The organism is Methylobacterium sp. Leaf361, assembly GCF_001424445.1.
Lineage (GTDB): Bacteria > Pseudomonadota > Alphaproteobacteria > Rhizobiales > Beijerinckiaceae > Methylobacterium.
This window is the reverse complement of record NZ_LMPY01000034.1, coordinates 97,859-124,322: the sequence shown is the minus strand read 5'-3', so window position 1 is coordinate 124,322 and position 26,464 is coordinate 97,859. Positions and strand designations below refer to the sequence as shown.

The 26,464-nt window shown below is 66.7% G+C and carries 27 protein-coding genes and 1 pseudogene; 17 read left to right on the top strand and 11 right to left on the bottom strand.

Going from position 1 to position 26,464, the window contains the following annotated elements:
- Nucleotides 1-85 precede the first annotated feature (85 nt).
- Both ASG32_RS21315 and ASG32_RS21310 read left to right on the top strand, forming a co-directional pair.
- Entirely contained in the window at nt 86-304 is a 219-nt protein-coding gene (locus ASG32_RS21315; protein WP_020094827.1) for a hypothetical protein, read from the top strand.
- A gap of 636 nt (nt 305-940) precedes the next feature.
- Nucleotides 941-1,309 (top strand): response regulator, encoded by a 369-nt coding sequence (locus ASG32_RS21310; protein WP_056530422.1) that lies wholly within the window; start codon nt 941-943, stop codon nt 1,307-1,309.
- A 119-nt stretch (nt 1,310-1,428) separates the two neighbouring features.
- Here the strand turns inward: ASG32_RS21310 and ASG32_RS21305 are convergent, their stop codons facing one another.
- The gene (locus tag ASG32_RS21305; RefSeq protein ID WP_020094825.1) at nt 1,429-1,635 is read right to left on the bottom strand and encodes a hypothetical protein; all 207 of its coding nucleotides are present in this window, start codon (nt 1,633-1,635) and stop codon (nt 1,429-1,431) included.
- Between the two features lie 158 nt (nt 1,636-1,793).
- Entirely contained in the window at nt 1,794-2,345 is a 552-nt protein-coding gene (locus ASG32_RS21300) for a PAS domain-containing protein (protein ID WP_244492098.1), read from the bottom strand.
- Between the two features lie 478 nt (nt 2,346-2,823).
- On the opposite strand from ASG32_RS21300, the gene ASG32_RS21295 reads away from it, so the two are divergent.
- Both ASG32_RS21295 and ASG32_RS21290 read left to right on the top strand, forming a co-directional pair.
- Entirely contained in the window at nt 2,824-4,698 is a 1,875-nt protein-coding gene (locus tag ASG32_RS21295) for a hypothetical protein (protein ID WP_056530419.1), read from the top strand.
- An 18-nt stretch (nt 4,699-4,716) separates the two neighbouring features.
- Entirely contained in the window at nt 4,717-5,676 is a 960-nt protein-coding gene (locus tag ASG32_RS21290; RefSeq protein WP_056530416.1) for a UDP-glucuronic acid decarboxylase family protein, read from the top strand.
- 108 nt (nt 5,677-5,784) lie between these two features.
- Here the strand turns inward: ASG32_RS21290 and ASG32_RS21285 are convergent, their stop codons facing one another.
- Complete coding sequence (locus ASG32_RS21285; RefSeq protein WP_020094821.1) at nt 5,785-6,141, bottom strand: helix-turn-helix domain-containing protein; 357 nt, start codon at nt 6,139-6,141, stop codon at nt 5,785-5,787.
- A gap of 106 nt (nt 6,142-6,247) precedes the next feature.
- On the opposite strand from ASG32_RS21285, the gene ASG32_RS21280 reads away from it, so the two are divergent.
- Nucleotides 6,248-6,994: a glucose 1-dehydrogenase gene (locus tag ASG32_RS21280; protein WP_020094820.1), complete on the top strand. Its 747-nt coding sequence runs from the start codon at nt 6,248-6,250 to the stop codon at nt 6,992-6,994.
- A 173-nt stretch (nt 6,995-7,167) separates the two neighbouring features.
- Entirely contained in the window at nt 7,168-7,653 is a 486-nt protein-coding gene (locus ASG32_RS21275; protein WP_056530410.1) for a lipocalin-like domain-containing protein, read from the top strand.
- Between the two features lie 145 nt (nt 7,654-7,798).
- Here the strand turns inward: ASG32_RS21275 and ASG32_RS21270 are convergent, their stop codons facing one another.
- Nucleotides 7,799-8,539: a 3-oxoacyl-ACP reductase family protein gene (locus ASG32_RS21270; protein ID WP_056530407.1), complete on the bottom strand. Its 741-nt coding sequence runs from the start codon at nt 8,537-8,539 to the stop codon at nt 7,799-7,801.
- Between the two features lie 207 nt (nt 8,540-8,746).
- Between ASG32_RS21270 and ASG32_RS21265 the strand changes: the two genes are divergently transcribed.
- Nucleotides 8,747-9,322, top strand: coding sequence for a TetR/AcrR family transcriptional regulator (locus tag ASG32_RS21265; protein ID WP_056530404.1), 576 nt, complete (start codon nt 8,747-8,749; stop codon nt 9,320-9,322).
- A 49-nt stretch (nt 9,323-9,371) separates the two neighbouring features.
- Here the strand turns inward: ASG32_RS21265 and ASG32_RS35265 are convergent, their stop codons facing one another.
- Both ASG32_RS35265 and ASG32_RS35260 read right to left on the bottom strand, forming a co-directional pair.
- Complete coding sequence (locus tag ASG32_RS35265; protein WP_244492096.1) at nt 9,372-10,040, bottom strand: transposase; 669 nt, start codon at nt 10,038-10,040, stop codon at nt 9,372-9,374.
- Nucleotides 9,944-10,909: a transposase gene (locus tag ASG32_RS35260; RefSeq protein ID WP_244492094.1), complete on the bottom strand. Its 966-nt coding sequence runs from the start codon at nt 10,907-10,909 to the stop codon at nt 9,944-9,946. Before ASG32_RS35260 ends, ASG32_RS35265 begins: the two co-directional genes overlap by 97 nt.
- 814 nt (nt 10,910-11,723) lie before the next feature.
- Between ASG32_RS35260 and ASG32_RS32760 the strand changes: the two genes are divergently transcribed.
- The 4 genes from ASG32_RS32760 (at nt 11,724) to ASG32_RS21240 (ending at nt 13,807) form a co-directional block, all read left to right on the top strand.
- A complete protein-coding gene (locus ASG32_RS32760) occupies nt 11,724-12,092 on the top strand; it encodes a response regulator (protein ID WP_082557990.1) in 369 nt (122 codons plus the stop codon).
- Between the two features lie 561 nt (nt 12,093-12,653).
- Complete coding sequence (locus tag ASG32_RS21250; protein ID WP_020094814.1) at nt 12,654-12,833, top strand: hypothetical protein; 180 nt, start codon at nt 12,654-12,656, stop codon at nt 12,831-12,833.
- A 17-nt stretch (nt 12,834-12,850) separates the two neighbouring features.
- Nucleotides 12,851-13,105 carry a hypothetical protein gene (locus ASG32_RS21245; RefSeq protein WP_244492092.1) on the top strand — a complete coding sequence of 85 codons (255 nt, stop codon included), beginning with the start codon at nt 12,851-12,853 and terminating at the stop codon, nt 13,103-13,105.
- A 312-nt stretch (nt 13,106-13,417) separates the two neighbouring features.
- Nucleotides 13,418-13,807, top strand: coding sequence for a hypothetical protein (locus ASG32_RS21240; RefSeq protein WP_020094812.1), 390 nt, complete (start codon nt 13,418-13,420; stop codon nt 13,805-13,807).
- 49 nt (nt 13,808-13,856) lie between these two features.
- On the opposite strand, the pseudogene ASG32_RS21235 reads toward ASG32_RS21240, so the two are convergent.
- A pseudogene (locus tag ASG32_RS21235) lies at nt 13,857-14,359 on the bottom strand (DUF3280 domain-containing protein).
- A gap of 146 nt (nt 14,360-14,505) precedes the next feature.
- A complete protein-coding gene (locus ASG32_RS21230; RefSeq protein WP_056530402.1) occupies nt 14,506-14,823 on the bottom strand; it encodes a hypothetical protein in 318 nt (105 codons plus the stop codon).
- Nucleotides 14,824-16,502: 1,679 nt separating this feature from the next.
- Between ASG32_RS21230 and ASG32_RS21225 the strand changes: the two genes are divergently transcribed.
- The 3 genes from ASG32_RS21225 (at nt 16,503) to ASG32_RS21215 (ending at nt 18,058) form a co-directional block, all read left to right on the top strand.
- The gene (locus ASG32_RS21225) at nt 16,503-16,760 is read left to right on the top strand and encodes a hypothetical protein (RefSeq protein ID WP_056530398.1); all 258 of its coding nucleotides are present in this window, start codon (nt 16,503-16,505) and stop codon (nt 16,758-16,760) included.
- A gap of 438 nt (nt 16,761-17,198) precedes the next feature.
- Nucleotides 17,199-17,711 (top strand): hypothetical protein, encoded by a 513-nt coding sequence (locus tag ASG32_RS21220; RefSeq protein WP_056530391.1) that lies wholly within the window; start codon nt 17,199-17,201, stop codon nt 17,709-17,711.
- Between the two features lie 86 nt (nt 17,712-17,797).
- Nucleotides 17,798-18,058 (top strand): hypothetical protein, encoded by a 261-nt coding sequence (locus tag ASG32_RS21215; protein ID WP_056530388.1) that lies wholly within the window; start codon nt 17,798-17,800, stop codon nt 18,056-18,058.
- 104 nt (nt 18,059-18,162) lie between these two features.
- On the opposite strand, the gene ASG32_RS21210 is transcribed toward ASG32_RS21215, so the two are convergent.
- Nucleotides 18,163-19,328 (bottom strand): IS3 family transposase gene (locus tag ASG32_RS21210; protein ID WP_107351982.1). Its coding sequence is split into 2 segments (ribosomal slippage): nt 18,163-19,064 and nt 19,064-19,328, totalling 1,167 coding nucleotides; the frame shifts between segments, so codons are not numbered across the junction.
- Between the two features lie 357 nt (nt 19,329-19,685).
- Nucleotides 19,686-21,236, bottom strand: coding sequence for a magnesium-protoporphyrin IX monomethyl ester anaerobic oxidative cyclase (gene bchE / locus ASG32_RS32755; protein WP_082558000.1), 1,551 nt, complete (start codon nt 21,234-21,236; stop codon nt 19,686-19,688).
- Nucleotides 21,237-21,771: 535 nt separating this feature from the next.
- On the opposite strand from bchE, the gene ASG32_RS21200 reads away from it, so the two are divergent.
- The 3 genes from ASG32_RS21200 (at nt 21,772) to ASG32_RS21190 (ending at nt 25,421) form a co-directional block, all read left to right on the top strand.
- Entirely contained in the window at nt 21,772-23,394 is a 1,623-nt protein-coding gene (locus ASG32_RS21200; RefSeq protein WP_056530385.1) for a Na+/H+ antiporter, read from the top strand.
- 381 nt (nt 23,395-23,775) lie between these two features.
- Entirely contained in the window at nt 23,776-24,540 is a 765-nt protein-coding gene (locus ASG32_RS21195; RefSeq protein ID WP_056530384.1) for a histidine phosphatase family protein, read from the top strand.
- On the top strand, nt 24,537-25,421 hold the full coding sequence (locus ASG32_RS21190) for an NAD(P)H-hydrate dehydratase (RefSeq protein ID WP_056530380.1): 885 nt from the start codon (nt 24,537-24,539) through the stop codon (nt 25,419-25,421). Before ASG32_RS21195 ends, ASG32_RS21190 begins: the two co-directional genes overlap by 4 nt.
- A gap of 218 nt (nt 25,422-25,639) precedes the next feature.
- Here ASG32_RS21190 and ASG32_RS21185 read toward each other — a convergent pair whose 3' ends face one another.
- Nucleotides 25,640-26,032 carry an inorganic diphosphatase gene (locus ASG32_RS21185; RefSeq protein ID WP_244492091.1) on the bottom strand — a complete coding sequence of 131 codons (393 nt, stop codon included), beginning with the start codon at nt 26,030-26,032 and terminating at the stop codon, nt 25,640-25,642.
- Between the last annotated feature and the right edge of the window lie 432 nt (nt 26,033-26,464).

Here is a 26,464-nt window from a genome sequence, read left to right as displayed (position 1 = left end):
GGCATGCCAGCTTGGCTTTATCCGGCCATTCGATGCTACCCTCGCGCGGTCGGCATGCCGTGCCGACGGCGTGAGCAGGAGCGACATGGTAGAGCGGTACCATTTCCGCCTGAGGGGGCCGGACGAGGTCATCGAGGACGAGGAGGGCGTGCTGGCAAACTCGATCGAGATCGCCGTGGCCGAGGCGACGCAGCTGATCGCCGAGATGCACGCACGGGGCGAGTTGCCCGATCCGGACGAGCGCTGGTGCGTGGAGATCCACACCACCGACGGTGTCGTGCTTCGTTCCCTTCAGCTGTACTGAGCGCTGGGCGCGGGGCGCGGGAGCTTGCGCAGGATCAGGCGGATGTGTTCGCGGAGGGTGATCGCCTCAGGCGGCGGACCGGCACCCGGAGGCTCGACCGCTATCTCCGGACCACCCAGCACCGAGGCGTACATCGAGCTCTCCACGCTTTTCGCGAGCAGTAACCATCAGCCGTAGCAAACCGTTGCAAGCATCATAAGTCAGGTTTCGCCCTACAGGACGCGGCCGCTTCTACGTCGACAGGGGCACCCGGCTCGATGGGCGACTTCCGGATATGAAGTCTCTCGCAGACGAGGCACATATTTCGGCGGCCGCGAGGCTGGCTGAGTCAGGTATTCGCCTGGACAGGTCGGCGCGGCACCGGGGGCGCGTGCCGCATCGGTCGAGGACGAGGCTGCGGCGGCGCACGCTGATCTCGGCGACGGCGCCCGGAAGCCCGGCAAGCGCGGCGATGACTTGCCGGATCGGTGACCGAAGCGTCCGGCTGGGGTCGCGCAGGGTTGGCCTCGTGCGCCGCGTGCGCGGTTGGGAGGTCGACAGCGCCGCCGGCGAGCCGGATCTGTCGAAAGGGTCGCAGGCGTCGGAAAATCCCCGGCTACGCTGAAACAGGCGACCCGGCGATGCAGTTGCCGCTGTATGTCAGGACCTCGCCCCATCGCCGTCCTCGCCGAGGACGAAGAGTTCAGCCGCCTCGTCGCGGCCGACATGCTGACGGCGTTGGGGTTCGAGGTGCTGGAGGCGGAACACGCCCAGGGCGCGCTCCAGCATCTGGAGGCATGTGACGGGGCCGTCCTGCTCTACACCGACATCAACATGCCCGGCACGATGGACGGCCGCGCGCTCGCGAACGCCGTCCGGGCACGCTGGCCGGAGACCCGGATCATCGTCTGCTCGGGCTGCGATCCGCGCGAGGCGACCGCGCTGCCCGAGGAGGCCCATTTCATCGCCAAGCCCTGCGGGGAGAAACTGGTGCGCAAGGCGCTCAAGGCCCTGCACCTGCACTAGGGCCGCTCCCGACCGGGGCGGGCGAGGGGGCATGTCGCGGCTGCCTCGACCGGCGACACCTGTCTTCCAGCCGTCGCAGCACGGTCGAGAACGGCCCGCGCTGCGCTGTCTGGGCGGCCTCAGCTCGCGAGGAAGGCGGCCAGCCCGGCCAATCCCGAGAGGGAAGCGCGGCTTTCCTCCAGGCACCGCGCGTTCAGGTCCGCGGCTAAACCGTCGAGTTTGGCCTGGAGCAGGCCGATGCTGGCCGGGGACAGGTTGCCGGGGAGCAGGACGATCACGTCGCCTTCGTCGAGGTGTATCGTCTCGCGGATCGCAGCATCAGCCATCGGAGCCTCCACCGGGAATACTGATCTCTCGGCCTGTCGGTAAGCTCTCACGGGCCAAGGCCGCCGACCGTGCTCCGGCGCACGCCCTCGAACACTGACTCGCGTCCGTGGCAATCCGGGGAGATCCGCGCCGGCGTCCCGCGGGCAGGACCGTCCGGCTACGCCCGAGCGCGCCGCGCCAGCGCTCGCCCGACCTCGAACAGCGCCAGATCCGACACCTGTTGCAGCCGCTGGTGGCCCATCGCGACGATCGCCGCGCGCGCCTGCAGGAGGTGATCGATCGCGAGGACCATCGGGTCGTCCGCCGGCAGATCGCCCGCCGCGCTCGGAAGGAAGGGGCCGCGGTGGCTGTCCGTGGTGTCGATGATGATGCCGCGACCGCGCATCCGTCCCGCCGGATCGGGCGTGAGGCTGCCACGGTCGAGAACCCATCGAACCTCGCCGCCGTCCGTGAGGACGCGGTACTCGGCCGAGACGGGGCCGCCGGTCTGGCGCGCCCGGGCGATGCGCGCGAAGACCCAGTCGCGATCGTCCGGATGGGTGCATCGAAGGGCGATCTCGATGGGCAGCGGGCGCCCGGCCAGGGTCGCATCCCCGGCGAGCAGCGCCGCCGTCCCCTCGTCGAGGAGGGATTGTCCCGCCGACACGTCCGCTGTCCAGGCGCCGACATAGCCGGCCGCGCGCAATGCAAGATCAGCCGTAGTCTGCAACAGCCTGGCCTCCTCCGGCGCAAATCGGATCGCACAAACCCGATCTCTGGTAGCGATATACCAAAATCGATATTCGGTACCAGTATCATACCGTCCATGCCGGAAATTTGGCAACTTCTAGTATCTGCGTGACCCGAAGATATACAACTCTCTGCAGCAGATCGTGTCGGCCAGGATCGGCGCGACGCGCGGCAAGAACTCCTCGGCGCCGCCGCAACAATGTGTCAGTGCTCCCGGCGACCCGACAGCGCCGTCAACGATCGAAGCGCGCCGCGGCACCCCGCTCTGCTATGTCGGCGGGACAGGTGATCGCGGGCCGCCTAGCAGCCTTCACCCCGTCGACGGGACGCGGGTCCGCTGCGGGCGCGCCGGGTGCATCCGATCGGATCGGCCTGTTCCGGGGGCGCGCCCACGGGCCTCCTTGTGGCAACGCCCGAACTTCGACAAACCCGGACGGAGCTATCGAGGACGGGCGCCCATGATCATCCGCCACACCCGCAGGCTGCAGCGATCGGGCGAGGCGGTCGCGAGCCGCGATGGTCGGCTCGTCGCGCCTGCCCCGACGGAGCCCGACTGGGATGTCCTGGGTCTGATCGATCTCGGCGGGCGCGTCACGGTGGTCGCGCTCCTGGGTCCGAACGACGCGCGCGCGTTCCGATTCCTGAACCCGGACGGCACACCGCTGGCGTCCTGCGCTGCGGACTTCCTCGCCGCGCCGTGGGACGGCGCCGGCCCGCTCGACTGGCAGGCCGAGGCGCTCCACACCGACGACGGCGACGCGTCGAACACGCGGGCCATGATCGAGGATCTCCACCTCCTGATCGAAGCCCTCGCGCGCGCGGCTGCCGCGAGCCCGGAGCACGCTGTCCGGGTCGTCACGGGCGGCGGTTCCGATCCGCGGGCGCAGGCGATGCACGCGGCGCTGGCACGCCTCAACGCCGCACCGGCGGGGGCTCCGCCCCACCTGCCCGAACTGGTGACGAAGGCGATCGTCGCGCGCGGCGGCCAGGAGACGGCCCATCCGGACGGCGGCGATCTGCGCTTCTCGATCTACCTGCCCATGCCGGGCTTCCGCTTTGTCGGCTACGCGGCGGACCGGAACGAGACGCTGTGCACGCTGATCGGCAAGAACTCGCGCCTCGCGTTGGCCCTGCTGGACGTTCGCGCGAACACGGCCTACGCCCGGCCGAACCTGGGAAGCATCGGGTTCGACGCCGCGACCTTGGTGCAGGTCCGGTTGTGGCGGCAGTACCTCCTGCCGGCGCTGATCGACGGCGCGGCGCGGTCGACGCGCGTCGGGGTGGTCTTCGAGCACGCGCACATCAGTCACGCCATCTGGAACGAGCTGGCCGCGGTCGACGACGTGCTGTCGCTCGGTCGCGCGCCGGCGGTGTTCCTGTTCGCGAGCTGCAACGAGCCGATCTCCCCGGTCGACGCCGTCTTCCCGGAGCTCGCCGGGCAGGTGTATCGCGGGATGGAAGGCCCGCTGCCCCTGCTGCAGGCTGCCGTCGCCGGCGCGGCCACCTTCCTGCCCTTCCGGTCCTACCGCGTGAGCCAGCGATTGGCCGATCGTCTCGCGGCCCTGGCGCGGAGCGCGGAACCCGCGCTCGATGCCCGACTGACGGAAGCGGCGCGCCGGGCCACGATCGTCCTGATCGGGCTGCGCCTGGAGAACCGCCAGTGGGTCCGGCAGCTCGACGGCTACGTGGCGCTGATCCGACGCCTCGGCCGGCGGCGCGGCGAGAGATTCCTCGTCATCGTCGACGGGCACAACACGCTCGCGGGCACTGCGGGCGGCTACGTCGAGAGCTACTGCGAGAGCCTCGTGCCCGCGGAGGGGACCGTGCCGTCCATCGTCCGGAAGGAGCTCGACCTGATCGGGGCGCTCCGCGCACGGGTCGCCGATGTCTCCAACGTGGAGTTGCTGCCGCTCGTGCCCTGCTCGATGGGGGCGAGCCTCGTGGCCGCGCTCCACACCGACCTGTTCGTGACGCATTTCGGGGCCGGGCTCGCCAAGTATAAGTGGGTCGCCAACGCGCCCGGATGCGTCATATCGAGCCGATCCGTGCTCAGCGGGAAGGACGATCTGCGCATCTACGACACCGAGATCTTTCGCGAGAACGTGTCGGCCTGTCACTACTTCCCCGCCGAGCGGGTGACGGACCTCGACACCTCGACCAACGCCCTGCATGTCCCCGGCAGCCGGGAGCGCGAGGATTTCGATCTCGACCTCGAAGAGTTCGCCGGCTTCGTCGAGCGGAACCTGCCCGAGCGGCGCGCCGCGCGCCCGCACTGGCTGAGACGGCTCACCCTCTTCAGGACCCGCGCCGCCACCGACGCGGCCAGGCTCTGAGCGCCGGGAGCATCACGGATGAGCGATCGGATCCTGATCACCGGCGGCGGCGGCTTCATCGGCTCGCACCTCAGCGAGCGCCTGCTGGAGCAGGGCCACGAGGTGCTCTGCGTCGACAATTTCTTCACGGGCCGGAAGAGCAATATCGCCCACCTGTTCGACAATCCGCGCTTCGAGCTCATACGGCACGACGTCACGCACCCGCTCTTCGTCGAGGTGGATCGGATCTACAATCTCGCCTGCCCGGCATCCCCGATCCACTACCAGTTCGACCCGGTCCAGACGACCAAGACCAGCGTCATGGGGGCGATCAACATGCTGGGGCTGGCGAAGCGGCTCCGCGTGCCGATCCTCCAGGCCTCGACCTCGGAGGTTTACGGGGATCCGCTCGTGCACCCGCAGCCCGAGGGCTACTGGGGGAACGTCAATCCCCTCGGCCCGCGCTCCTGCTACGACGAGGGCAAGCGCTGCGCCGAGACCCTGTTCTTCGACTATCACCGACAGCACCGCGTCCCGATCAAGGTGGTGCGGATCTTCAACACCTACGGCCCGCGCATGCATCCCAGCGACGGCCGGGTCGTCTCCAACTTCGTCGTCCAGGCCCTGCGCGGCGCGCCGATCACGATCTTCGGCGAAGGGCATCAAACCCGCTCGTTCTGCTACGTCGACGACCTGGTCCTGGGGCTGCAGGCGATGATGGCCACGGACGCGGAGATCACCGGCCCCGTCAATCTGGGAAACTCGGACGAGTTCACCATCCGGCAGCTCGCCGAACTCGTCGTCGACTTGTCGGGCTCGCGCTCGAAGCTCGTGCACGCCCCGCTGCCGGTGGACGACCCGCGCCAGAGGCGGCCCGACATCGCCCTGGCCGCGCAACTCCTCGACTGGCGCCCGACCGTGCCGTTGCGGGACGGGCTCGTGAGAACCATCGCGTATTTCGAGACGCTGCTGGCCTCGGAGCCAATCGGGCCGCGCTGATCCGGCGCGCGTGTCTCGGCGGCATCGGTCCTGACCGACCGTCGGCCGCTCCGGGCGAGTGGCCGTGCGCGCTCGAGGCGCCCGCGGCGGCCGACCCGGGCCAAGCCCCTATCGCGGTCCGGCAGCCTCTGCGGCGGGGCCGGCCTCCGCCGCGTAGGCGTTGATGATGCCCATCAGCAGGCCGGGAAAGCGCGCCTCCACCTCGGCCCAGCGGGAATGGTTGCGCACCTCGACGCCGTGACGCTCGCTGCGGATCAACCCGGCCTCGCGCAGGACCTTGAAGTGGTTGGACAACGAGGATTTCGGGATGACGCGGTCCCCGAGCGCCGACACGGCCGAGCAGGCCTCGACGCATCCCGCCCGCATGATCCTGGCGAAGATGGCCGCGCGGCTCGGGTCGGCGAGGGCGTGCAGGATGGCCTCGGGTCGCACGTCCTCGATGGCGGGGTGAAACAGCGGTCTCATCTTTCGTCCATATGGGGTCTTGAACGACGCTCCGTTAGTTCCGAAGTTCCGAACTATGGGACTCAGGCCGCCATCCCGCGGCCGACCCATATCGGAGATAGGACACATGTCGAAGCTTGCGGGCAAGGTCGCCGTCGTGACCGGGGCATCGAAGGGCATCGGTGCGGGGATCGCCAAGGCGCTGGCGCGGGACGGCGCCGCCGTGGTGGTGAACTACGCGTCCAGCAGGGCAGGGGCCGACGCCGTCGTGGCCGCGATCACGTCCGCCGGCGGCCGGGCCGTCGCGGCCCAGGGCGACGTGTCCCGAGCGTCCGAGGCGCAGGATGTGATCGAGGCCGCGATCCGCGCGTTCGGGCGGCTCGACGTGCTGGTCAACAATTCCGGCGTCTACGAGTTCGCGGCGATCGAGGAGGTCACCGAGGAACACTACCGCCGCCAGTTCGACGTCAACGTGCTCGGCGTCCTGCTGGCGACGCGGGCGGCCGCGAAGCATCTCGGCGAGGGCGGGAGCATCGTGAACGTCTCCTCGGCGATCACGCACGTCCACACGCCGGCGGCGGCGGTCTACGCGGGGACCAAGGGGGCGGTGAACGCCATATCGGGGGTGCTCGCCAACGAGCTGGCCCCGCGCAAGATCCGCGTGAACGTCGTCAGCCCGGGCTACGTGGTGACCGAGGGCACGCACGCGGCCGGCATCTCCGGCTCGGAGATGGAGGCCGGGATGGTCGCGCAGACGCCCCTCGGCCGGGCCGGTGAGCCGGACGACATCGCCACCGTCGTGGCCTTCCTCGCCTCGGACGACGCGCGCTGGCTCACCGGCGAGAACATCACGGCCAGCGGCGGCATCCGCTGATCCACGGTGCTGCCCCTGCGCGCGTGTCGGTGCCCGACCGCGTGCCGGGGCAGCGTCGCGGAGACAACGACGCGACGACGATGACGCCTTCGTCCACGGGGGCGGCTAGGGCGGAGCGCCGCGCCGTCCATGTCGGTCGCGGTGCCTGCCGCGGGCAGAAGGGGAGGGGAGGGATGATCCGATCGAGATGGGGCCTAGCCGTGCTCGCGGCGGCATCGACCGCCAGAGCCGAGCCCGCCAACCAGGTGCTGGGGACGTGGCGCATGGTGTCCGCGCGGCTCGATCCGGAGGGGCGCAACGCGCCGGCCTACGGCGCGCGCCCGAGCGGGCTGCTGGTGTTCACGCGCGACATGCACTTCGTCGAGGTGCTCACGGACGCCGACATTCCCCGGTTCGCCTCGAGCGCGCGCGGTCAGGGGACAGCGGAGGAGAACCGGGCGGCCATGGCCGGCAGCATCGGGTTCTTCGGCACCTACACTGTGGACGCCGACGGCGCGTTCAGCGGCAACCGCGTCGAGGGCTCGACCTTCCCGAACTGGGTCGGCGACGTGCGCACGACCGAGCAGCTTCGCCTGACCGTCGAGGGGGACCGGCTGAGCGAGAGCTTCCGGCGCCCGGACGGTACGCGGATCGCCATCACGTGGGAGCGCGTCCGCTGAGCCGAAGCCGTGCGCGCGACCCGGGGCTTCGGCCCTGGAGGGCCGCGCAGGAGGGCCGCGCAGGAGGGCCGCCCCGACCGGGGGCGGGGCGGCCATCGGCGGATCGACGCGACGGAGCCCGCGTCCGGCGGTCCGCCGCGGAGGTTCACGCGTTGGCGCCGCCGTCGACCGTGAGGGTGGTGCCGGTGATCTGGCGCGCGGCCGGGCTCGCCAGGAAGGCCACCGCGGCCGCGATATCGTCCGGCGTCCCGTAATGGCCGAGGGCGGTCATCGCCCGCTGCATGTCCGCCTGCGCCCCGTCGGCCGGGTTCATGTCGGTGTCGGTCGATCCCGGCTGCACGAGGTTCACCGTGACGGCGCGCGGCCCGAGTTCGCGCGCCAGACCCCGCGTGAACGAGAGCAGGGCGGATTTCGACATGGAGTAGACCGTCACCCCGGGGAACGGGACCCGCTCCCCGAGGCAGGAGCCGATGGAGATGATCCGGCCGCCCTCCTTCAGGTGCGGGATGGCCGCCTGCGACGCCAGCACGACGGAGCGGACGTTGACGTCCAGGATGGCGTCGATGTCGGCGAGGCTCATCTCCGCGACGGGGCCGCCGCGGGCGATGCCGGCGTTGTTGACGAGGATGTCGAGCCCGCCGAGGCTCTCGGCCGCCTCGTCGACCGAGCGCTTCACCGCCGCGGCGTCGGCGCTGTCGGCCTGGATGGCGCGCCCGCGGCGGCCCTTCGCCTCGATGGCGCGGACGATCTCGGCCGCTCGCTCGGCGGACCGCTCGTACGTGATGGCGACGTCCGCGCCCCGGTCCGCGAGCGCCAGGGCGATGGCCGCACCGATGCCGCGTGATGCGCCCGTCACCAGGGCGCGCTTGCCTGCCAGCTCACTCACGTCCGCCTCTTTCTGTAATGAACGACACAGAAATGGCTAGATGCGTTGCCGGCCTGGGTCAAGCGGTTTATATAACGATCGATGCAAAAATCCGCTTCGATCCAGGCAGGGGACCAGGCAGGGGACCGGGCAGGGGACCGGGCCGCGCCCGCCCGCGGTCGCGGCCGGCCCCGCGCCTTCGACCGGGAGGCGGCGCTCGATCAGGCGATGCAGCTGTTCTGGCGCCGCGGCTTCGCCGCGACATCCATCTCGGATCTCACCGCGGCCATGGGGATCGGGTCGCCGAGCCTCTACGCGGCGTTCGGCTCGAAGGAGGCGCTCTACGCCGAGGCGCTGCGCCACTACGGCGACCGGTACGGCGGGATGGTCTGGGCCAACTTCGACGCTGCCGCATCGGCGCGCGGGGCCGTCGAGGCGCTCCTGATGGATTCGGCCGCCGCGCTCACCGGCGCCTGCGGCCGCATCGAGCCGCTCGGCTGCATGGTGACGCTCTCGGCTGCCGGCAGCGAGGGACAGGCGGAGCTCGGCGCGTTGCTGCGCGCGGCCCGCGCCGAGGGACGCCGACGGGTCGCGGAGCGGCTCGCGCGCGCGGTCGCGGCGGGCGAGATCGGCGCCGCCGTCGACGTCGCCGCACTGACCCGCTTCGTGCTCACGGTGCAGAACGGCATGTCGCTCCAGGCCCGCGACGGCGCGACCCGGGAGGAGCTCGAGGCCGTCGCCCGGCTGACGATGGCGGGGTGGGACGCGCGCGTCGGGGGTGAGGGCGATCGACCCTTGCGGTGACGTGTGTGGATGCTGGGCTTGCCTCGAGAAAGATACTGCTGGCGAATTCCTACGCGGCCGTTGGCCGAGCCATGAGGCGTGCGAATGCAGAGCGTCGGGTTCGGCCAGCGGGCGTGTCGCCAATCCAGGCGGCAAGGCGGCCGAGATTGATCGCCTTCGCCGTCAGCAGGTGCTGCAAATGCGTCCTGGCCAGACCGAGATAGCGACTGCGACGCAGGCCCATCGTCCGTACGCCACGTGAGAGCGTGCCTTCGATGCCAGCGCGCCGTCGCCGGTCAACTGCGAAGGCCGACGAGGTCTCTCGCGCCCGCGCCGCGACGAGCGCATCGTGTGACTCACGTGAGCGCGGGGTCAGTCGACGGCGCTGCGAGCGGGTGCAGCGAGGCTTCAAGCTGCAGGCTTGGCAGTGCTGTGCCGCGAAGCGAATCCGTATGACCGTGCGACCGAGGTTGTAATTTGGATGCCAGCTCCGGCTGTCATGTCCCGCCGGACAGGTCGCGATCTGTCGATCCCAGTCGAGATGGAAGTCTTCGATGGTGAAGGCACCCTCGGTGCGCGCTTGCCACTGGTTGTCCTTCGGCACCGGTCCGGTCAGGGCGACGTCGTGATCTCGCGCGGCGGCTACGAGGCCGCCGGCGTCGATATAGGCAGCATCGACGAGATGGCGCGCCCGAAGCAGATCCTGCGTCGCCAGCGCCGCGTGCAGCGGGTCGAGCACTGCCTGGTCCACGCCGGGGCCGGTGTCGTCGCGACGTGGACGATCAGCGGTGGCTGGGCGTCGTCGCAGGTCTCGGTCAGATGGACGGTGTCACCGATCCATGTGGTCGCGCGCTTCTTGGCGTAGTGCACGTCCGGATCGTAGGGCGCGGCGACCATCGCCAGGGCGGGCGGGATGCCCTCGGCCTCCGTCCGCCAGCGGATCCGCCCGTCTCCCTCCGATCCTTCAGCGGGTGGTTCGGCGACGTGGAAATTCTGCAGCCAGACGCGGCGAAGGACCACCATGGCGGGGACGTTGCGCAGCCAGCCCGGTGCAGCTTTGGTGTCGACGGCTGCAAGCAGCCGGTGCCCGTCGTCACCGATCGTCTCCGCGCAGGCGCGGCGCGCCGTCTCGCCCTGCGGGATATGGAAGTCGCCGATGGAACGGCCGTAGCGCTTGATCCAGCTCGGATCCTTATGGGCCCGTAGCCAGTCCGGCGCGACGACAGCCAGGGCGTTCAGGGCGGCCTGCAAGGTCTTGATGGCGCAGCCGAGGCGGTTGAGGCTGCGGATCGCACCGAGGACGTGGGTCGCGTCTGTGCGCTGGCGGCCACGCTTGGCCAAGAGGCCGCGCTCGCGGCAGAGGGTGAGCAGGGTGTCGAACAGCAGGGCCTCGGCTTCGCCGGCCACGAGGCGGGAGCGGAATTGACTCAGGACCGAGGCGTCGAAACCGGGATCGGTCAGGTCGAGGCCGAGCAGGTAAATCCAGTCGATGCGAGCCCGTACAGCATCGGCCGCACGGCGGTCGGACGGATGCTCGGAGAACTGCAGCAGCGTGATCAGCGCCAGCCGCCAGGGGCAGGCCGCGGGCTGTCCGACGCGTGCGAACAAGCCAGCGAACTGGATAGCCGGTCAGCCGCTCGAACAGGATGCGCTGTGCCTCGACACCACGGGCAGGCTCGCTCACCACCATCAGAACCCCGCAGTAGTCCACCCGCAGGGTGCCGTGCTCCGGATGCACCGCGAACGGCTCAGGTGCCGTCCGGCCGAGCCGGTGGGCCTCGGCACCGAACTTCTCGCAGAAGGCTATGGCGTTCGTCCGGAGCGCCACCCATCGAGCCGGTAGGAGATACCGGCACAGCGAGGCATGCTCGGACAGATCCTTAAGCGCGCTGCGCCACAGGGCGGCGGCGTCGGGGAGCATGGTGGGTGCCAAACTGGAAGCCATCCCATGGGCTACGGCAAGCTTGACTGCCGGGCTATGCGGCCAGAAGCGAGGTTGCCCAACGTGGATTGGGACGGTTCAGGCGCGCTCCTTGCCCTCTGATCGCTCCGCTTCCTGGCGCGCTACGCTGAGGACCCGGCGACGCCCCTGTGTGTCCGGTATCGAGGACCAAAGGCGCACAAGAGTCAGCAGATCTCCTGCCTCGCCCTCTGCTGGCGCCCGGAGGAACGCCTCAACTGGGACGTTAAGCTCTCGGGCGAGCTGTTTCAGCGTCGCGATGGTGCGAGCGGAGCGACTGGGAATGGCCATGCTTGATAACGCATGGCCCACCGCAGCATTCCAAGCTGCATACATAATTCAGAAGAGGCGTCAGTGTCGGCCTATATCCGGGCTCACGACGCTGAAGCTGTTCCCAGCGACATGCCTAAATAAATCTGCGGCTAAGCTGCAACGCGCGTCGAATGGGCGCATTCCCGATCTATGTCAGGATCGCGCCCCCTCGCCGTGCTCGCCGACGATGACGAATTCACCCGTCTCGTCACTGCTGACATATTGTCTGCGATGGGTTTCGAAGTGCTCGAAGCCGAGCATGCTCAGGGCGCAATCCAGCACATGGAGGCGCACGCAGATGTCGCACTCCTTTACACCGACGTGAACATGCCCGGTGCGATGGACGGCTGTGATCTTGCCCATGCTGCTGGCATGCGATGGCCTGAGACGAAGATAATCGTCTGCTCAGGGTGCAGTCGCGAGGAAGCAGCACTCTTGCCGAACGCCGCCCATTTCATTGCGAAACCGTGCGGAGAAAGGCTGGTGCGTAGGGCGCTGCAGGCTCTGCGATTACATTGAGACGGGGCACCTTAGAAAGGCACAGATCACCCGTCTGACGCGGCTATAGCCACCCTTCAAGCGCAGTCCGTCACGGCTGCTTATCTGCGACATATCGATCAACGAAGGCGCCGCTCAGAACGGCGAGCATGCCTTGTACCTCTAGAACTCGGATGCGTTGGCCTCGTGCGGCCGCCAATAGGTCCTGTTGCGCAACAGGGTCGTTCGAATGCGAAGCACACCGGACCACCTCATCGGCCAATTGGTCTAGTGACTTTGCGCAGATCGACAAGGCGACGATCAACTCGGTCACGGCATCAGGTGACGGAACCGGAAGCCCCTCACCATCACCATCTGCTCTGGAGAAAACGCGCCGGTCCACGTGCAACCCTTTGATGCTTCGCTGGACCGCATCATGATCCGTATCGGTTGCGTACAACCTAGATCAATGGCGCGCGATTTTGGCGTCAGCCCGCGCGATCGTGAGGATGGTGTGCACCGTCGCTTACTCTCGTTCGGCAAGCGGCCTCGGAACGAGCGGTGGCAACGGCGCTTTACCATACGCCGAAGCTTGAGGGTCCGATGATGAAGGTGTTCCAGATCCGTCAGGCCACGACGGGTGCAATCCTCTGGACCGGCTCGGCGTCCGACCCGATCGCCGCTCTCGACGCCATGGCCCACGAGGCCGGGTACTACGACCACGGTGACATCCCTGATCACCTGCGGGCCGGTGGCCTGTCCGCGGAAGAGATCCGCGTCTGACGGCGTAGAGCATGCCGGTGGATGAGCCGCTCACCTGCGAGGTGAAGGTCGACGGGTTATGGCAAGCCGTCAGCTTGAACGAAGCCGCGGTCGCCCACTCTGCCGCGCTGAAGCGCTGCCCCGCCTGTCACGGCCGGGTGATGATCCTGGGCACCTACAGCAGGCCTGATGTTCGCCGGTCGATGTCCCATCGGAAATCGCACGGGGGCTGTCCGCTAAAGCCGGACACCGACACCGGCACGCCGTCGCCGCATCCGCAGGCGCTCACCTGAGGTGGGTAGGACTCGTCCATTGATATGACGATAGAAGTCCGCCCTGGTGTTCCAGGTGCGGGCTTGATGCGACTGCGCCGACGAGGCCGCACCGCAAGACCGTACATCCGGGTCTTGGTGCTGCTCTGCCGACGCTCAACCCCCCAGCCGGTCGCTGGTAGCGACCTCGGCCGTTATGGTTAACAGAAGGTTGCCGAAGCACCTTGGCTTTCGGCCGCAGCGGGATCTGGGTAGCCGCTGAAACTATCGAGCCGACACATCCGTTCTGCGGTGGCGCAGCCGTCTCCGGCGGCGCGATCTCCGGAGCAGTCTGTGGCACGTACCCCGACCCTGATCCTCGCTGCTGGCCTGACGGCAGGCGCCTTCCTCCCAGCGGATGCCGCGACGAAGAAGGTGCAGGTACCGAACCAGTTCGATGGCTCCTGGACCATCGTTGCGACCACGACTGAGGGCCCCTGCTCGGCCAGCACGAGCTACAAGGTGCAGATCAAGGATAGCGACGCGTCGATCCCCGGGGAGGAAGTCGACATCGATGGCGGTGTCTCGGCGGCCGGCGCCGTACAAGCCACAATCACCCAAGCCTCGAACAAGGTGCCGATCGCCGGCAATCTGACCGCGAAGGGCAGCGGCAGCGGCACTTGGCGCACGTCTGGCGGCTTGGTCGAGTGCAGCGGTAGCTGGAGCGCGAAGCGGGCAAGTTGAAGCGCCGCGTCGCCCAATCTAATCACAGGGTGATGCTGGGTTTTGGTCCCTAGTTGTGCGTGGCTTGGCTAGCGCTGCTCTCGGTGCCGGGCGGCGGCAGCCTGTTCTTCACGAGGTACTTCACGCCGTGATCAAATGAGGTGTCGTTGTCGCCTCGGATGTCGACGCTGTAGGCCCGCTCAGGCGTCTTCGACCGTAGGTCCTTCACGTAGACGTTGATGTTGAGGATCAGGTTGGAGACCTTCTGGATCTCTCCCGTGATCGCCACTTCCGCGCCGAGCTTGTGGGCGAAGTCATTGGCGCAGCCGCCGCACGCTCGAAGATCAGCCTTGGCGACATCGGCCTTCACGGGAGCGGTCGAAGCGATCTCGTAGCGGCCGGTATCCTTGAGCTGCTGGCGGAGCAGGTCGCTGATCGGGCCGAGGCGCGCCACGTCAGCTTTTGTAGGCCCTGGGCTCCCAGGTTGGCGAGCTGGAAGTTGAAGACGGCAGCCTTCGGCGGCTCGGCATGCGCGACCGGCGCGAAGCACGACATCGCGACGGCGATCGGCATCCATCGGGCGTAGAGCTTCATGGGTGTTCCTTCCCTGATTGATCAGGCAACCCACGAGCGCTCGCCCTGTCACCGAGCGGCCTGCGCCAGTTGGCAATCTCAGTCCGTCCAAGCAGAAATTGGACGGACCGGCACTCCCCATCGTTCTACATCCTGGCACGTCGGCCGGGAGCCGCAGCATCCTGCTCGAGCAGCCGAGGGATGACGGGCTCAGAGGCGAGGGGCGGTAGCGGCCCATCGTCCAGCCGCACCTGGTCGTGCCTCCGCTGCCAGTCCACGCAGTGGGTTATGCCGCTGATCTCGATCGCGCCCATCGAGAACGCGAGAGCGCCAGTGCCAATGACGGCGCCCACAGCACCGAGCAGGAGCCCTTCGAGAACCGCCTCCCTTCGTACGGAGACGCGCTCCCACTGCGCGGGCACGAACGCCTGCTCGGCGATGAGGATCAGGCAGGACCAAAGCATGGCACTGACCTAAACGCCCGCCGCGGAGCTCGGCACACCATATCGCTAGCTCGTGATCGCCCTGTCCATATCCGGCAACATGACCGCCACAACCAGACGGCAAGGTCGGCGGTATGACCTTGCCAACAGCTCAAGCCCTCGGCGTCATGGCCTGCGCCGTGATCGCATCGGCCATCTACCTGGCGACTCTCGTGCACGGCGTCAGATCCGAGAATAGCGGCCCACGCTAGGCAAGCGCGACTGCGACGGCGAGGCCGCACAAGAGCCGGGACGAGATCGCGCCCTGGCGCTGCTCTGCCGACGCTCGGAGGTCGCGCTCCGGCCGTAGGCGCAACCTGCGACGCGGTGGTGAACAGAGTCTTGCCGTCTGGCTCTTGCCAATACCCTACTCGAGTATACGCTGCTACGCAGTTCGCCACGGGGGGGCGACATGATCCGTATCCGCGTGACTGACGACGGCACGTACACGGTGTACCGGGACGATGCCATTCTGGTGACGGGCTTGACCCGAGATCAGGCGAGCGCGGTTGCTCAGTCCCTGAAGACTACTATTGGCGGTTGAGGGTATGTTTAGGGCACCAGCCCCGTAAGCCCGCAAGCCGCAAAGATCGTCACGAGGGCAGTGAAGGCCGCCAGTGAGCTTGTGCACCCAACGTCCCGCTTGGCCGGGAACATCAGGAGTTGCGCGGCCATGCCGGCAAGATCAGGACGCACCGGCCGGCTGAAGGTCGCCGCACAACTTAGCCGGATGATGCCCCCACTTGTTGGCTCGTTCGCCGGGATGTCGGTCGATTTCTTAGGACGTCGTTTGACAGCACCGATCCAACGGACGGTCCAGTGTTCGCGCCCGCGGCGCGAGGCCGGCGACTGCTCCGGCTTGGACCAGCGTCGAAATGAGCGGCCATTGTCGCGCGGGGCGGAAGACATGCTGTGATGCCCTCGATGCAGCTTCGAGGCACTATCTATAGCGTGGCTGCAAGCTGAGCCGCATCCCCTGTTCCGGGGACGCCGAGAGGCTTATGGGACTGGATTTTAGCTTGGCCCCGTCGCCCGATCTGATCATGGGGCTGGCGAGGCTTGGTGCCTTTTCTGATGGGCAGGCGATCACACCATTGCATGACCGTGACGAAGTTCGCCACGCGCTTCAGAACAAAAGAGGCCACCCCCAAAGGAGTGGCCCGAGTCTAGGGAGGAAACGCCCAAGAAGGGCTACAACTTGGCGACGCTGGCGCTATCGCTCTGCTGCGCCGCAGTAACGAGTGCTGCGCTGCGTTGTTCCGTCCCGCTGAGCTGCTCGATGCCTGAGCCCCACCGGCCCAGCCTATGATTGGGGGGCCATCCGGACCGGGCCGATGGGTGTCCCTTGGGAGGACAACCTATGGTGCAATGCGGCGAACAAAGGGTCAAATTTTGGTTCAACGAGGCGGGCTTCACGACGTTCAAGGCGAGCCTGCGTTTCGACTGCGCGATATGCGGGAACTGGCAAGGTGCCGATGCGGCCGCTCGCCGGGCCCTCGCGCGCGCAAGCTGCGCCATCGTGGTTAACGAGTGGTTAACGGGTCCTACTCTGTTCCCATATGCCCGTGACGGAGGGGCTGACCCACCTGACGTTCTCGATCATCCGCCTAGCTATGTTCGCGCCCCGTTCTATCTGCTCACCGTGCGGGCGGAGCGGCAGAATGGCGAGACGGGGCGTCTTCGTGCGGGCCGAGGAGGTCGCCTTCCTGGAGGAGGCGCGGCGCTGGTGGCAGCGATGCGTCTTGATCCTCACGAGGGCCAAGCCGCAGGGCCCGCTCTACAACGCGACCTCGAAGGTGATCGACGCGATCGACGACGTTGCCGAGGTGGTGACCGGCGACCGGCGGACCTTCTACCAGAGGGATGCGACCACACCGGGCGAGAACCTACCGCCCATGAAGTGGCGCACGGTGGAGTAGAGCAGCGTCGGCTCCGCCTACGTCCGTACGGAGGCTGGCCGGCTAGGCGAGCCGCGACGAGGGTGCTTATTGGGCTTCCGCAAGGGCGTGACGCGCGGGGCCCGCTCGACTGGCGCCGTGACCTCAACATCAGCGAACCGAGCATCAAACCGGCGTGCTGAGATCCACGCGACCGCGAGTCCGACAAGGCCGAAAGCGACCCCGAAGGCGGGCAGTCCGTAGCTGATCCAGAGGTTCGGGTCGGTCACGATCGATCCTCGCTGCGCAGGAAGCGGTAGGCTGCGAGAGCCACGAAGAATAGGACGAGGAAGGCCGCAGGACCAGCCCACCATGAGTGCAGGGCGGGGGATGGGCTGCCGGGCGCTTGGCCGAAGTTCGGGATGATCGTCGCTGCGGCTAACGGGAGGCGCATGGACCACGCGGGGGCTGGTGCGGGCCATGGAGGACGGCGAGATCACCATGGCCGAGTTCGCTCGGCTGCAGCCTAACGCCAGCGAGCGCGAGTTGCGCCTTGCCGAGATCGCGCACGAGCTGCGCAGCGGGGAGCTGTTCGCCCTGGCTCATGCAGATGAGTACCCCGTGGCGTCGGACGAGGACGCACTGGCTCTTCGCACTCCGGATCCTGTTCTCGCGGCCATCGCCGCCAGCCAGAGCGCCGAGGCTGCGATGACGGACTTTGCTGCAACCGTTACCGGTCGCTGCCTGACGGATGCCGAGCGGATCCAAGAGGATGCCATCGAGCAGGATCAGCGGGCCACCCGCGCGGCGGTCTGGGCCGCCGTGCCGACCACTGCCGAGGGCCGTGCCGCGCTCGTCCGGTATGCGGCTTTCCAGGCGGAACTCACCTTCGGCGCAAACTGGCGAGCCAAGGCCAAGCAGGAGTTCTGTGGCGACTTCCTCTTGGCTTCGCTCGCCGCAGTCGAGGCCGAGACGGAGAACGAAGGGGCCTGACCCCTCCACCTCCTTGCGTACCGCGTCCCGCACCGGCCGGGCCTGCCGGCGGACTACCGGTCCCACCAACAACAACCGAGACACCCATGAGCAAAATTGTCCCGTTCCCGCCCCACGGCCGTCAGAAGCTGCCCGCCGCCCATCCGATCCCGCGTGAGGAGTTCGAGCGCCTTGCCGAACTGGCGCTCGATATCGTCGACCGCATCGTGTCCATTCTGGACGAAGGCGACGGCGATCCAGACCGCGAGGACGGAGGTGACGCGGAGCCGAGCCTCGGAGCGCCGGAGAACCATCACGGCAGCCAGGTCGTCTGGCTTCGCGGCTCCGACCGCGACCTTGAGGCATAGCCGTGCCGACGGGACTTCCGCGCCGCCTTCCGACCCCCTGGGGAGGGGTCTGGCTGACCCTCTTGGCGCCTGATCGGCCCCCACGAGGTGGTCCAAGGTCAAAGTTAGTGCAGTGTCGGTCGCTGGACCACGGCGAGCTTGGCCGGTGCAGCCGGCCAAGCGGCTATAGCTGGCACGAACACCTCTGGCGCGGGCGGCCGGTAGCCCAATGCGCCATGCGGCCGAACCGTATTGTAGTGCCGTCGCCAGCCCTCGATCATGATCTGCGCCTCCTTGAGCGTGTAAAAAATCTCGCCATTCAGCAGCTCGTTGCGTATCTGTGCGTTGAAGCTCTCGACATATCCGTTCTCCCACGGCGAGCCAGGGCTGATGTAGGCCGTCCTTACGCCAACGGCCGCAATCCAGGACTGGACCGACTTGGCGATGAACTCCGGACCATTGTCTGACCGAATGTGCGCCGGCACGCCGCGTAGGATGAACAGGTCGGACAGCACATCGATCACGTCGACCGCCTTGAGCTTGCGATCCACCCGGATCGCCAAGCATTCGCGGGTGAACTCGTCGAGGACGTTGAGCATCCGGAACTTGCGCCCGTCGTGGGTGCGCGCCTCGACGAAGTCGTAGGACCAGACGTGATTGCGGTGCTCCGGGCGCAGCCGCATACAGGAACCATCCCCGTCCCACAGCCGTGCGCGCTTGGGCTGCTTGGCCGGGACCTTCAGCCCCTCCTGCCGCCACAGCCGCTCGACCCGCTTGTCGTTGACCAGCCAGCCGGCCGCCTGCAGTAGGGCGGCGACCTTCCGATAGCCGTAGCGCCCGTAGCAACGGGCAAGCTCGATCAGCTCGGCGACGAGCGCCGCCTCGTCATCTTTGCCCCGCGGCGCCTTGCGCTGTGTCGAGCGATGCTGCCCAAGTGCCTTGCAGGCCCGACGCTCGGAGACCTTCAGCACGGTCCGGACATGCTCGATGCAGGCGCGTCGGCGCGCGGGGCTGATCAGTTTCCCCGGGCCGCCTCCTGCAGGATCAACTTGTCCAGGGTGAGATCCGCGATGGCTTTTCTGAGCCGCTGGTTCTCCGTCTCCAGATCCTTCATCCGCCGGACCTGATCCGACTTCAGGCCGCCGTACTCACGCCGCCAGCGGTAGTACGTCACCTCGCTCACGCCGATCGCGCGGATCGCCTCCGCCACGCTCTGGCCTTGGCCGACCAGCACGTCCGCCTGCCGCAGCTTTGCGACAATCTCCTCAGGCTTGGGTCGCTTCCTCGACATCGATCCGTCCTCCAGGCTCGAAAGCCATACCAAAGGGCGGACCACTTCATTGGGGGCGGATCAAGGTGAATAATGGTCAGAATAATCGGTGCCATACAGCTGCCCTTGCTAAATATATGGCGGTCGTCGCTTTGATGGTGCTCTTTATGGGCCGGATGTCCGCTTACCGGAAGGGGCACGGATCATGAGAATGACTTACATGGGTCGCGTGCAGAAGGGCCGTTCAGGGTGGATTTCGGCTGGCTCGCTCTCAGAGTAGCGATCTAGAAGATCAGTCGTCTATCTCTGTAAGTGAACGTGCCAATGTACCCTCCCAATAACGTAAGCAAGACGAGCTTGGCAGGACGTTGGGTTTGATCAAGGGGCACCGACAGCGCCCCGCATTGTGGTGCGACCGAGATCACGCTTCGGCGAGCGGGCCACAATCAGAGCATCTTCTTCGTGATCCTGTACTGCGCCGAGATAGTCATGTACCGTTCGACCGTCAGCGCGAACACGGTCGTGCAATATAAAATTGCATATTTCGTGAATCCATACTCGGCGTCCCATGCGATAGTACCAGCGGATCGCATGCCGTATTTTCGGATCGGCATGCCAGACCCACCGCATGAGCGCCCTCGGACGAAGCTGCGCAGCTGCCTCGATCAGTTTGACCCAAACGAAGAGACGGATTGGTGACATCCGAGTCATGCCTAAGACTTGGTGTTTGTAATCCCACTTAGTTGCATCTTGCTGTACAACGAGGCGGCCTTCGGCGAGCCTGTAGTACGGTGTCCAACGATGGGGAGTTACATACAATGCCTGGATCTGGTCCGCATCGTATGAGATAAGCTGGCGAAGCCCGCGCAAGAGATCTGAGTCAGTCTGATCATCGAAGCCTGCGACCCACGTGGCCATCGAAAGGATGCCGTGCTGCCGCAGGAGGCGAATGGCCTCGCGGTCACTGGCAATAGCGCCACCCTTCCGAATCAATTTCAGTGTCGCCTCATCAGTATTTTCCATGCCCATGAGGAAGCGTTCAAAACCTGCCTTCTTATAGAGATGGAGAATATCGGCATCACGTACGATGTCGTCGGCGCGCGTAGACCCTACCAACGTGATAGAGATATTTTCTTCGATTAGAGCTTCGAGGAAGGCGCGCCAGGGCTTGCGACCGGCGCTTGGATTTTCATCGGCGAAATTGAAAACCTCGACATCATGCTCACGATGCAGGCGCGCAATTTCTTTTGCCAGACGCACAGGATCGCGATGACGCCAACGCGTCCAGAAGCCACGTTGACCGCAGTAGTTACATAGATGCGGGCAGCCGCGAGAAAACTGTATGACAACAGCGCGCTTGCCGCCCCAATAGCTATAATTCGCGTGGTCTATGAGCTCCCAACCGATCCGATAGGAGTCAAGATCGGCGATAATGCTCGCAGCACGGGTCGCGACGGGCTCTCCGTCGCGTATGTACGCGATGCCGTCGACATCATCCAAAACATGCCCGAGACTAATAGCTCTTACGAGACGTCTAATAGTCTCCTCGCCTTCTCCCCGTACGATTGCACGCACATGTGGCTCGCGCGCGAGGATCTCTCGCCAAAAATAGGTCGGATGAACGCCACCGTAGATGATTACGACATCGGGCATAGCTTTGGCAATCATCGCAGAAACTTGAGCAATGATAGGGTGGCCCGACGAGGAGCCTGAATGACCGAACAAGACCGCATCCGGTTTCCGCGCAATAATTTTCGCGGTGAGGTCCTCCAGGGCCATCGGACCCAGCTCCGCATCGATCAACTCGACAGCGTGGCCGTCATCAATCAGTGGGCCACCGACGCAGAGCAGGCCTAACGGGGGTAGCTGCTCCTTGGGGATGCGGCTGCCGATGGCCGGATGTGCCACGTTTGCCAGGACGATCTTCAAGCTCGGGCTCTTCAGCAGACTCGGTCGACCGACCATCGGCGATGCATTGGAAATAAAGGGCAAACGATCCGCGAGGGACACCTCTCAGCCCCGTTATAGGGAGAAGGCGAGCGGCTGCTTTCGGGTATTTCGACAGGCCTAATGTGCGTCCGACTTGGGTCGATAGAAGGCCGTCCGCTTTTCCTGCGTACCTCGTCGGAAGCAGCCATTCTGCTTTCGGCCAATTTAGGTCGGGTTGCCGATGCGCTCCAGGAGCAGCGCTTGGCCAGTCGTCTGACACAAATTGAAGCGGTCTCGGGCAGGATTTAACTTCACGCTGCCAGAGCCGGCATGGACCGCACGTCTGCTGCTGAGAACCGGTGCATGATGCGGGCTGCACGGTGTCTACGATGCGTCGGAAGCAGGCTTCCAGCGTGGGGCACCGGGCGTCAGATCTCGACGTCTGGCACTGCCCACCATTATTGGCGCACCTAGCGGTGCTTGAGGGGTGTAGTTGGCCTCCACCTTGGTAGTCCGCCCCAAGCGAAAGAGAGAGATGGAAAGCGTAACCGTTGTTCTGGCCTTGCTGCTGTCCGTTCTGGTGAGTGGTGCCCTCGGTCGCCTGCTTCCTCTGCCGCTCCCCTTGATCCAGATTGTCATCGGCGTGGCGCTCGCCCTCGGGCCGTTGCCGAGCACATCGCTGGATCCAGAAATTTTCTTCCTCGTCTTTCTGCCGCCGCTCCTATTCCTCGACGGATGGCGCATCCCGAAGCGGGACCTGTTCCGCGACGGCAAGGCCGTGCTGGCGCTGGCGCTCGGACTCGTCGTCCTGACGGTACTCGGCATCGGGACGCTGATTCACGGCATGATCCCCGGTATACCGCTCGCCGTGGCGTTCGCGCTGGCAGCGGTCCTGTCGCCGACCGATCCGATCGCCGTCTCATCGGTCGCAGCTCAGGCACCCGTACCGCGGCGCCTGATGCACATCCTTGAGGGCGAGGCGCTTCTGAACGACGCGACCGGCCTCGTCTGCCTGCGCTTCGCCATCGCCGCCGCCCTCACTGGGACCTTCTCGCTCCCGGAGGCCGCGACCACCTTCGTCTGGCTGGCCCTCGGAGGCCTCGGGATCGGTGCCCTGACGACCTTTGTGCTGATGGCGGCTCAGGACCTCCTGCGGCGGCGTACTGGCGAGGATCCGGGCCTGCAGATCCTGTTCAGCCTGCTCACGCCGTTCGGCGCCTATCTCGCCGCCGAGCACGTGCATGCCTCGGGCATTCTGGCCGCGGTCGCCGCGGGCATTGCCATGACCTATGTCGAGATCCAAGGGCGCAGCCTCGGCACCACCCGCGTCCGCCGGACCGCCGTGTGGGACACCGTCGCGCTCGCTGCCAACGGCTCAATCTTCGTCCTATTGGGAGAGCAGCTTCCGGAAGTGTTCGGCCACGCGGTGAAACAGGCCGACGTGCAGGGGGCGGGCTGGCTCATCGCCTGGACTCTGGTCATCACCGCGGGCCTTATGGCGATCCGGTTCGTCTGGGTTTGGGTCTCCCTCCAATTCACGCTCGTGAAGGCGCGCCGGCGCGGCGACAAGCGCGAGGGGCCGACCTGGCGCCTCGTGGCCGCCACGACCTTGGCCGGCGTGAAGGGCGCCATCACCCTGGCGGGTATCCTCACGCTGCCGTTGACCCTCAAGGACGGCATGCCGTTCCCCGCCCGGGATCTTGCGATCCTGCTGGCGATGGGCGTGATCTTGACCTCCCTCGTCCTGGCGAGCACGGTCCTGCCGCCGCTGCTCCGCGGGCTCCATCTGCCACCCGAGCCCAGCCACGATGCCGAGGAGGATGCGGCCCGCGCCGCGGCGCGCGACGATGCCGTCAAGGCCATCGAAGCACTGCAGCATCGCCTCGTGGAAGAGCAGGAGGATGCATCGATCGCCGTCGAGGCCGGCGCCCGAGCCATGGATCGGTACGAGGGTATCGAGGCGCCGACCTCGGAGCGGCGCAAAGATCTCAGCCGCTCCCGGCAGCTCGCGAATACCGAGAAGCGTTTGCGCCTCGCGGGCATTGAGGCTGAGCGCCAAGCGCTCTACCGCCTGCGGCGCTCGCAGGTCATCGATGACGTGCTCCTGCGTCGACTCGTCCGGGAAATCGACCTGATCGAAGTGCGGCTCGTAATGTAGCCGCCGACCTATAGAAGCGGGATGCGCCAAGTGATGCTGGATTATCCTGGTAGCGCGCCGGATGCTCGTCAGTCTTGGCAGAATTTCTGCTCCAAAGCAGTCATTCCGCTTCCGGCCAGATCCGGTTGCCAACGGTGCCGCCACGAAAGTCTCAGTCGGGTGGTTTTGATATGGTCTGGTTATGGCCTGAGACGCCGTAAAGCCGACATGCGGCGTTCGAAACGAACTGGCCGGATGCGATCTGTCCGCTTCTGGGCGCGGCCGGCGGGAGGCCAACACCCAAACGGCCGGTTCAACTACATCATCTTCCCCGCAGGCTCGTTTCCCCGAACCGGCAGGCGCACCGGGCGTTAGCGCACGCGACGGGAGGACGGACAACCCATGCAGCAGCGCTGGCCGAGCCGGTTGTGGATCGTGCGGCACGGCGAGAGCGCCGGCAACATCGCGGCCGACGCCGCCCACGGTGCGAGGTTGGCGCGGATCGACATCGCCGAACGGGATGTCGATGTGCCGCTCAGCGCACGCGGCGAGCAGCAGGCAGATGCCGTCGGGCGCTGGTTCGAGGACCTTCCTCCGGCCGAGCGCCCGGACACGGTGCTGACCTCACCCTACCTTCGGGCCAAACAGACCGCCGACCGCATCCGCGCTGCCGGAGGCCTGGCACAGGACGCGCAAGATGCGCTCGTCGACGAGCGGCTGCGCGAGAAGGAGCTTGGCATCCTCGACCGGCTGACGCGGATTGGCGTTGAGGAACTGCATCCCGAGCAGGCCGAGATGCGTCGGCGCTTGGGCAAGTTCTACCACCGCCCGCCGTCCGGCGAGAGCTGGTGCGACGTGATCCTGCGTCTCAGGAGCGCCCTGGACACGGTCTCGTTGCACCATGCCGAGAGACGGGTCCTCATCGTCGCGCATCAGGTCGTGGTGCTGTGTCTGCGCTACCTGATCGAGGAGATGTCGGAGGCGGAGATCCTGGCCGTCGACGCCGCTGGCGACGTCGCCAATTGCTCCGTCACCGAGTACGCTTTCCGGCCTGTGGAAGGCACCACAAGCAAGCTTTCGCTGGAGCGCTACAACTTCGTCGCGCCCGTGGTCGAGGCCGGGGCTCCGGTCACTTCCGAGCCCGATGCGGAAGAGGCCGCCAGATGACGCACGAGATCCTCACAGCGGACAGCCTGAAGGCATTCCCGCTTCCCATGCCGCGCGAGGGAAGCAAGGACGAGCGCGGGAGCGCGCTGGTGCTCGCGGGTGCGGCGTCCGTACCGGGCGCCGCCCTGCTCGCCGGAGTCGCGACCTTGCGTGCTGGCGCGGGCAAGCTGAAGATCGCGACGGTACAAAGCGCGGCTCTTGGCATGGGATTGGCCGTGCCCGAGGCGATGGTCGTCGGCCTGCCCGAGACCTCGGCGGGCGGCATGGACGCCGAACGTTCGGCGGAATGCCTGCTCAAGGTGACGAAGGGCTGCGACGCCTTGCTGGTCGGGCCGGGGCTGATCGAAGACGGCCCGACGACCGCGCTGGCAATGCGGCTGCTCAAGGCGCTGCCTGACGCGTCTTTCATCCTCGACGCGGCTGCGGTCTGCGGGCTCGCCCAACACGCTGCCGACGTCCGCCGGCATGGGGGCCGGGTGGTGATCACACCGCATGCCGGCGAGATGGCCCAGCTCCTGGACCGAAGCCGGGAGGCGGTGGAGGCGGACCCGCTCGATGCGGCGCTCGCGGCTACCGACTTGCTCGGGACGGTGGTGGTGATGAAGGGCGCCCAGACTTGGATCGTGGATCCGCGTGGCTCACGCTGGCTCTACGAAGGCGGCGGCGTCGGCTTGGCGACCTCGGGCTCGGGCGACGTCCTGGCGGGTCTCGTCGTCGGCTTACTCGCGCGCGGGCTGGCGCCGATGGCCGCCGCCCTGTGGGGCGTATTCCTGCACGGCGAGGCCGGCAAGCGCTTGGCCGCGTCCGTCGGCCCCGTCGGCTTCCTGGCCCGCGAGCTCTCAAACGAGGTGCCGCGACTGCTCCGCGAGACTGCTGCATAGGGCAGCCGCGCCTTCAGCGCGTTGCGTATCGCTTCCGAAAGCCGGCGAGAGAACTAAGATGCTGAGACTATGCTCCGCTCGGAGCCTCGCTCCCGTGCCGAACAAAAGCGAGAGCGGTCTTGGCGTCTCCGCGCCGGAGCACCCTGAACTCCTTGCCTGCGAGTTAGTTGTAGTGGCCGAAGAACGCCTCAACCTCGTCTAACATGCCCGGGCGCAGGTCATCGAGCCCGTGGACGTGCGCGTGGGTGCGGGCTCACGGCCACGCCGATCAGTCGGTCGTTGCGCTCCCAGGTGCCGTCGCGCTCCTGCTGCTCAGCCTCGATCATGCCCACCAAGCGCGCCTCCAACAGGCAGCCCGGGAAGGCAGGCGCATCCAGGAGAATGAGGATGTCGAGTGGGTCACCGTCGGCCCCCTTGGTGGAGGGGATCATGCCGAAGTCGTACGGGAAGCTCGTGCCCTCCGGCAGGACCATCTTGAACTGGAAAGTCCCGTGCGCCTCGGCGTAGGCGTACTTGTTCGGGCTGCCCTTCAGCGTTTCGACGACGACTTGGACGTGGCCGTCCTGGCCGAACGTCGGCAGTCGGCTTAGGGGCGGGACGGTTTGAGGCAAAATCAGGCTCCAGGGCGCTTCAGCGGCATCGCAGCATGGGCAACCCGGCATGAAACCGCGGGGTCCGTAGGAACGCTCGAGCTTTACCGGAGACTGCCTCTCCGGGGGTCCCATACCGAAGCCCTCCCGAGCTGGAAGCATGGGCAGTGGCTCGTGATGCTCGTTCCCCAGCCAGCCGGTCAGGTCAGGCCAGTCCGGTCCTGCAGCGGCAAGTGCGGCCGCGGTCAGCCATGCCGCTTTCGGCCAAGCTCGGTTGCGATAGGCCGATCAGATCGCCTTCAAGCGAATGTTCCCGAAATTCGCTTTAGGTCAATCTGAGATAACCGACCAAGCCGTATCGAGATTCCGCGTTCGATGCTTCGATCGCCACGAACAGACGAGCCACTTTCGGCCAGCATTGGTATCATCAGCCGGTGCTTGTGAACGACTGGG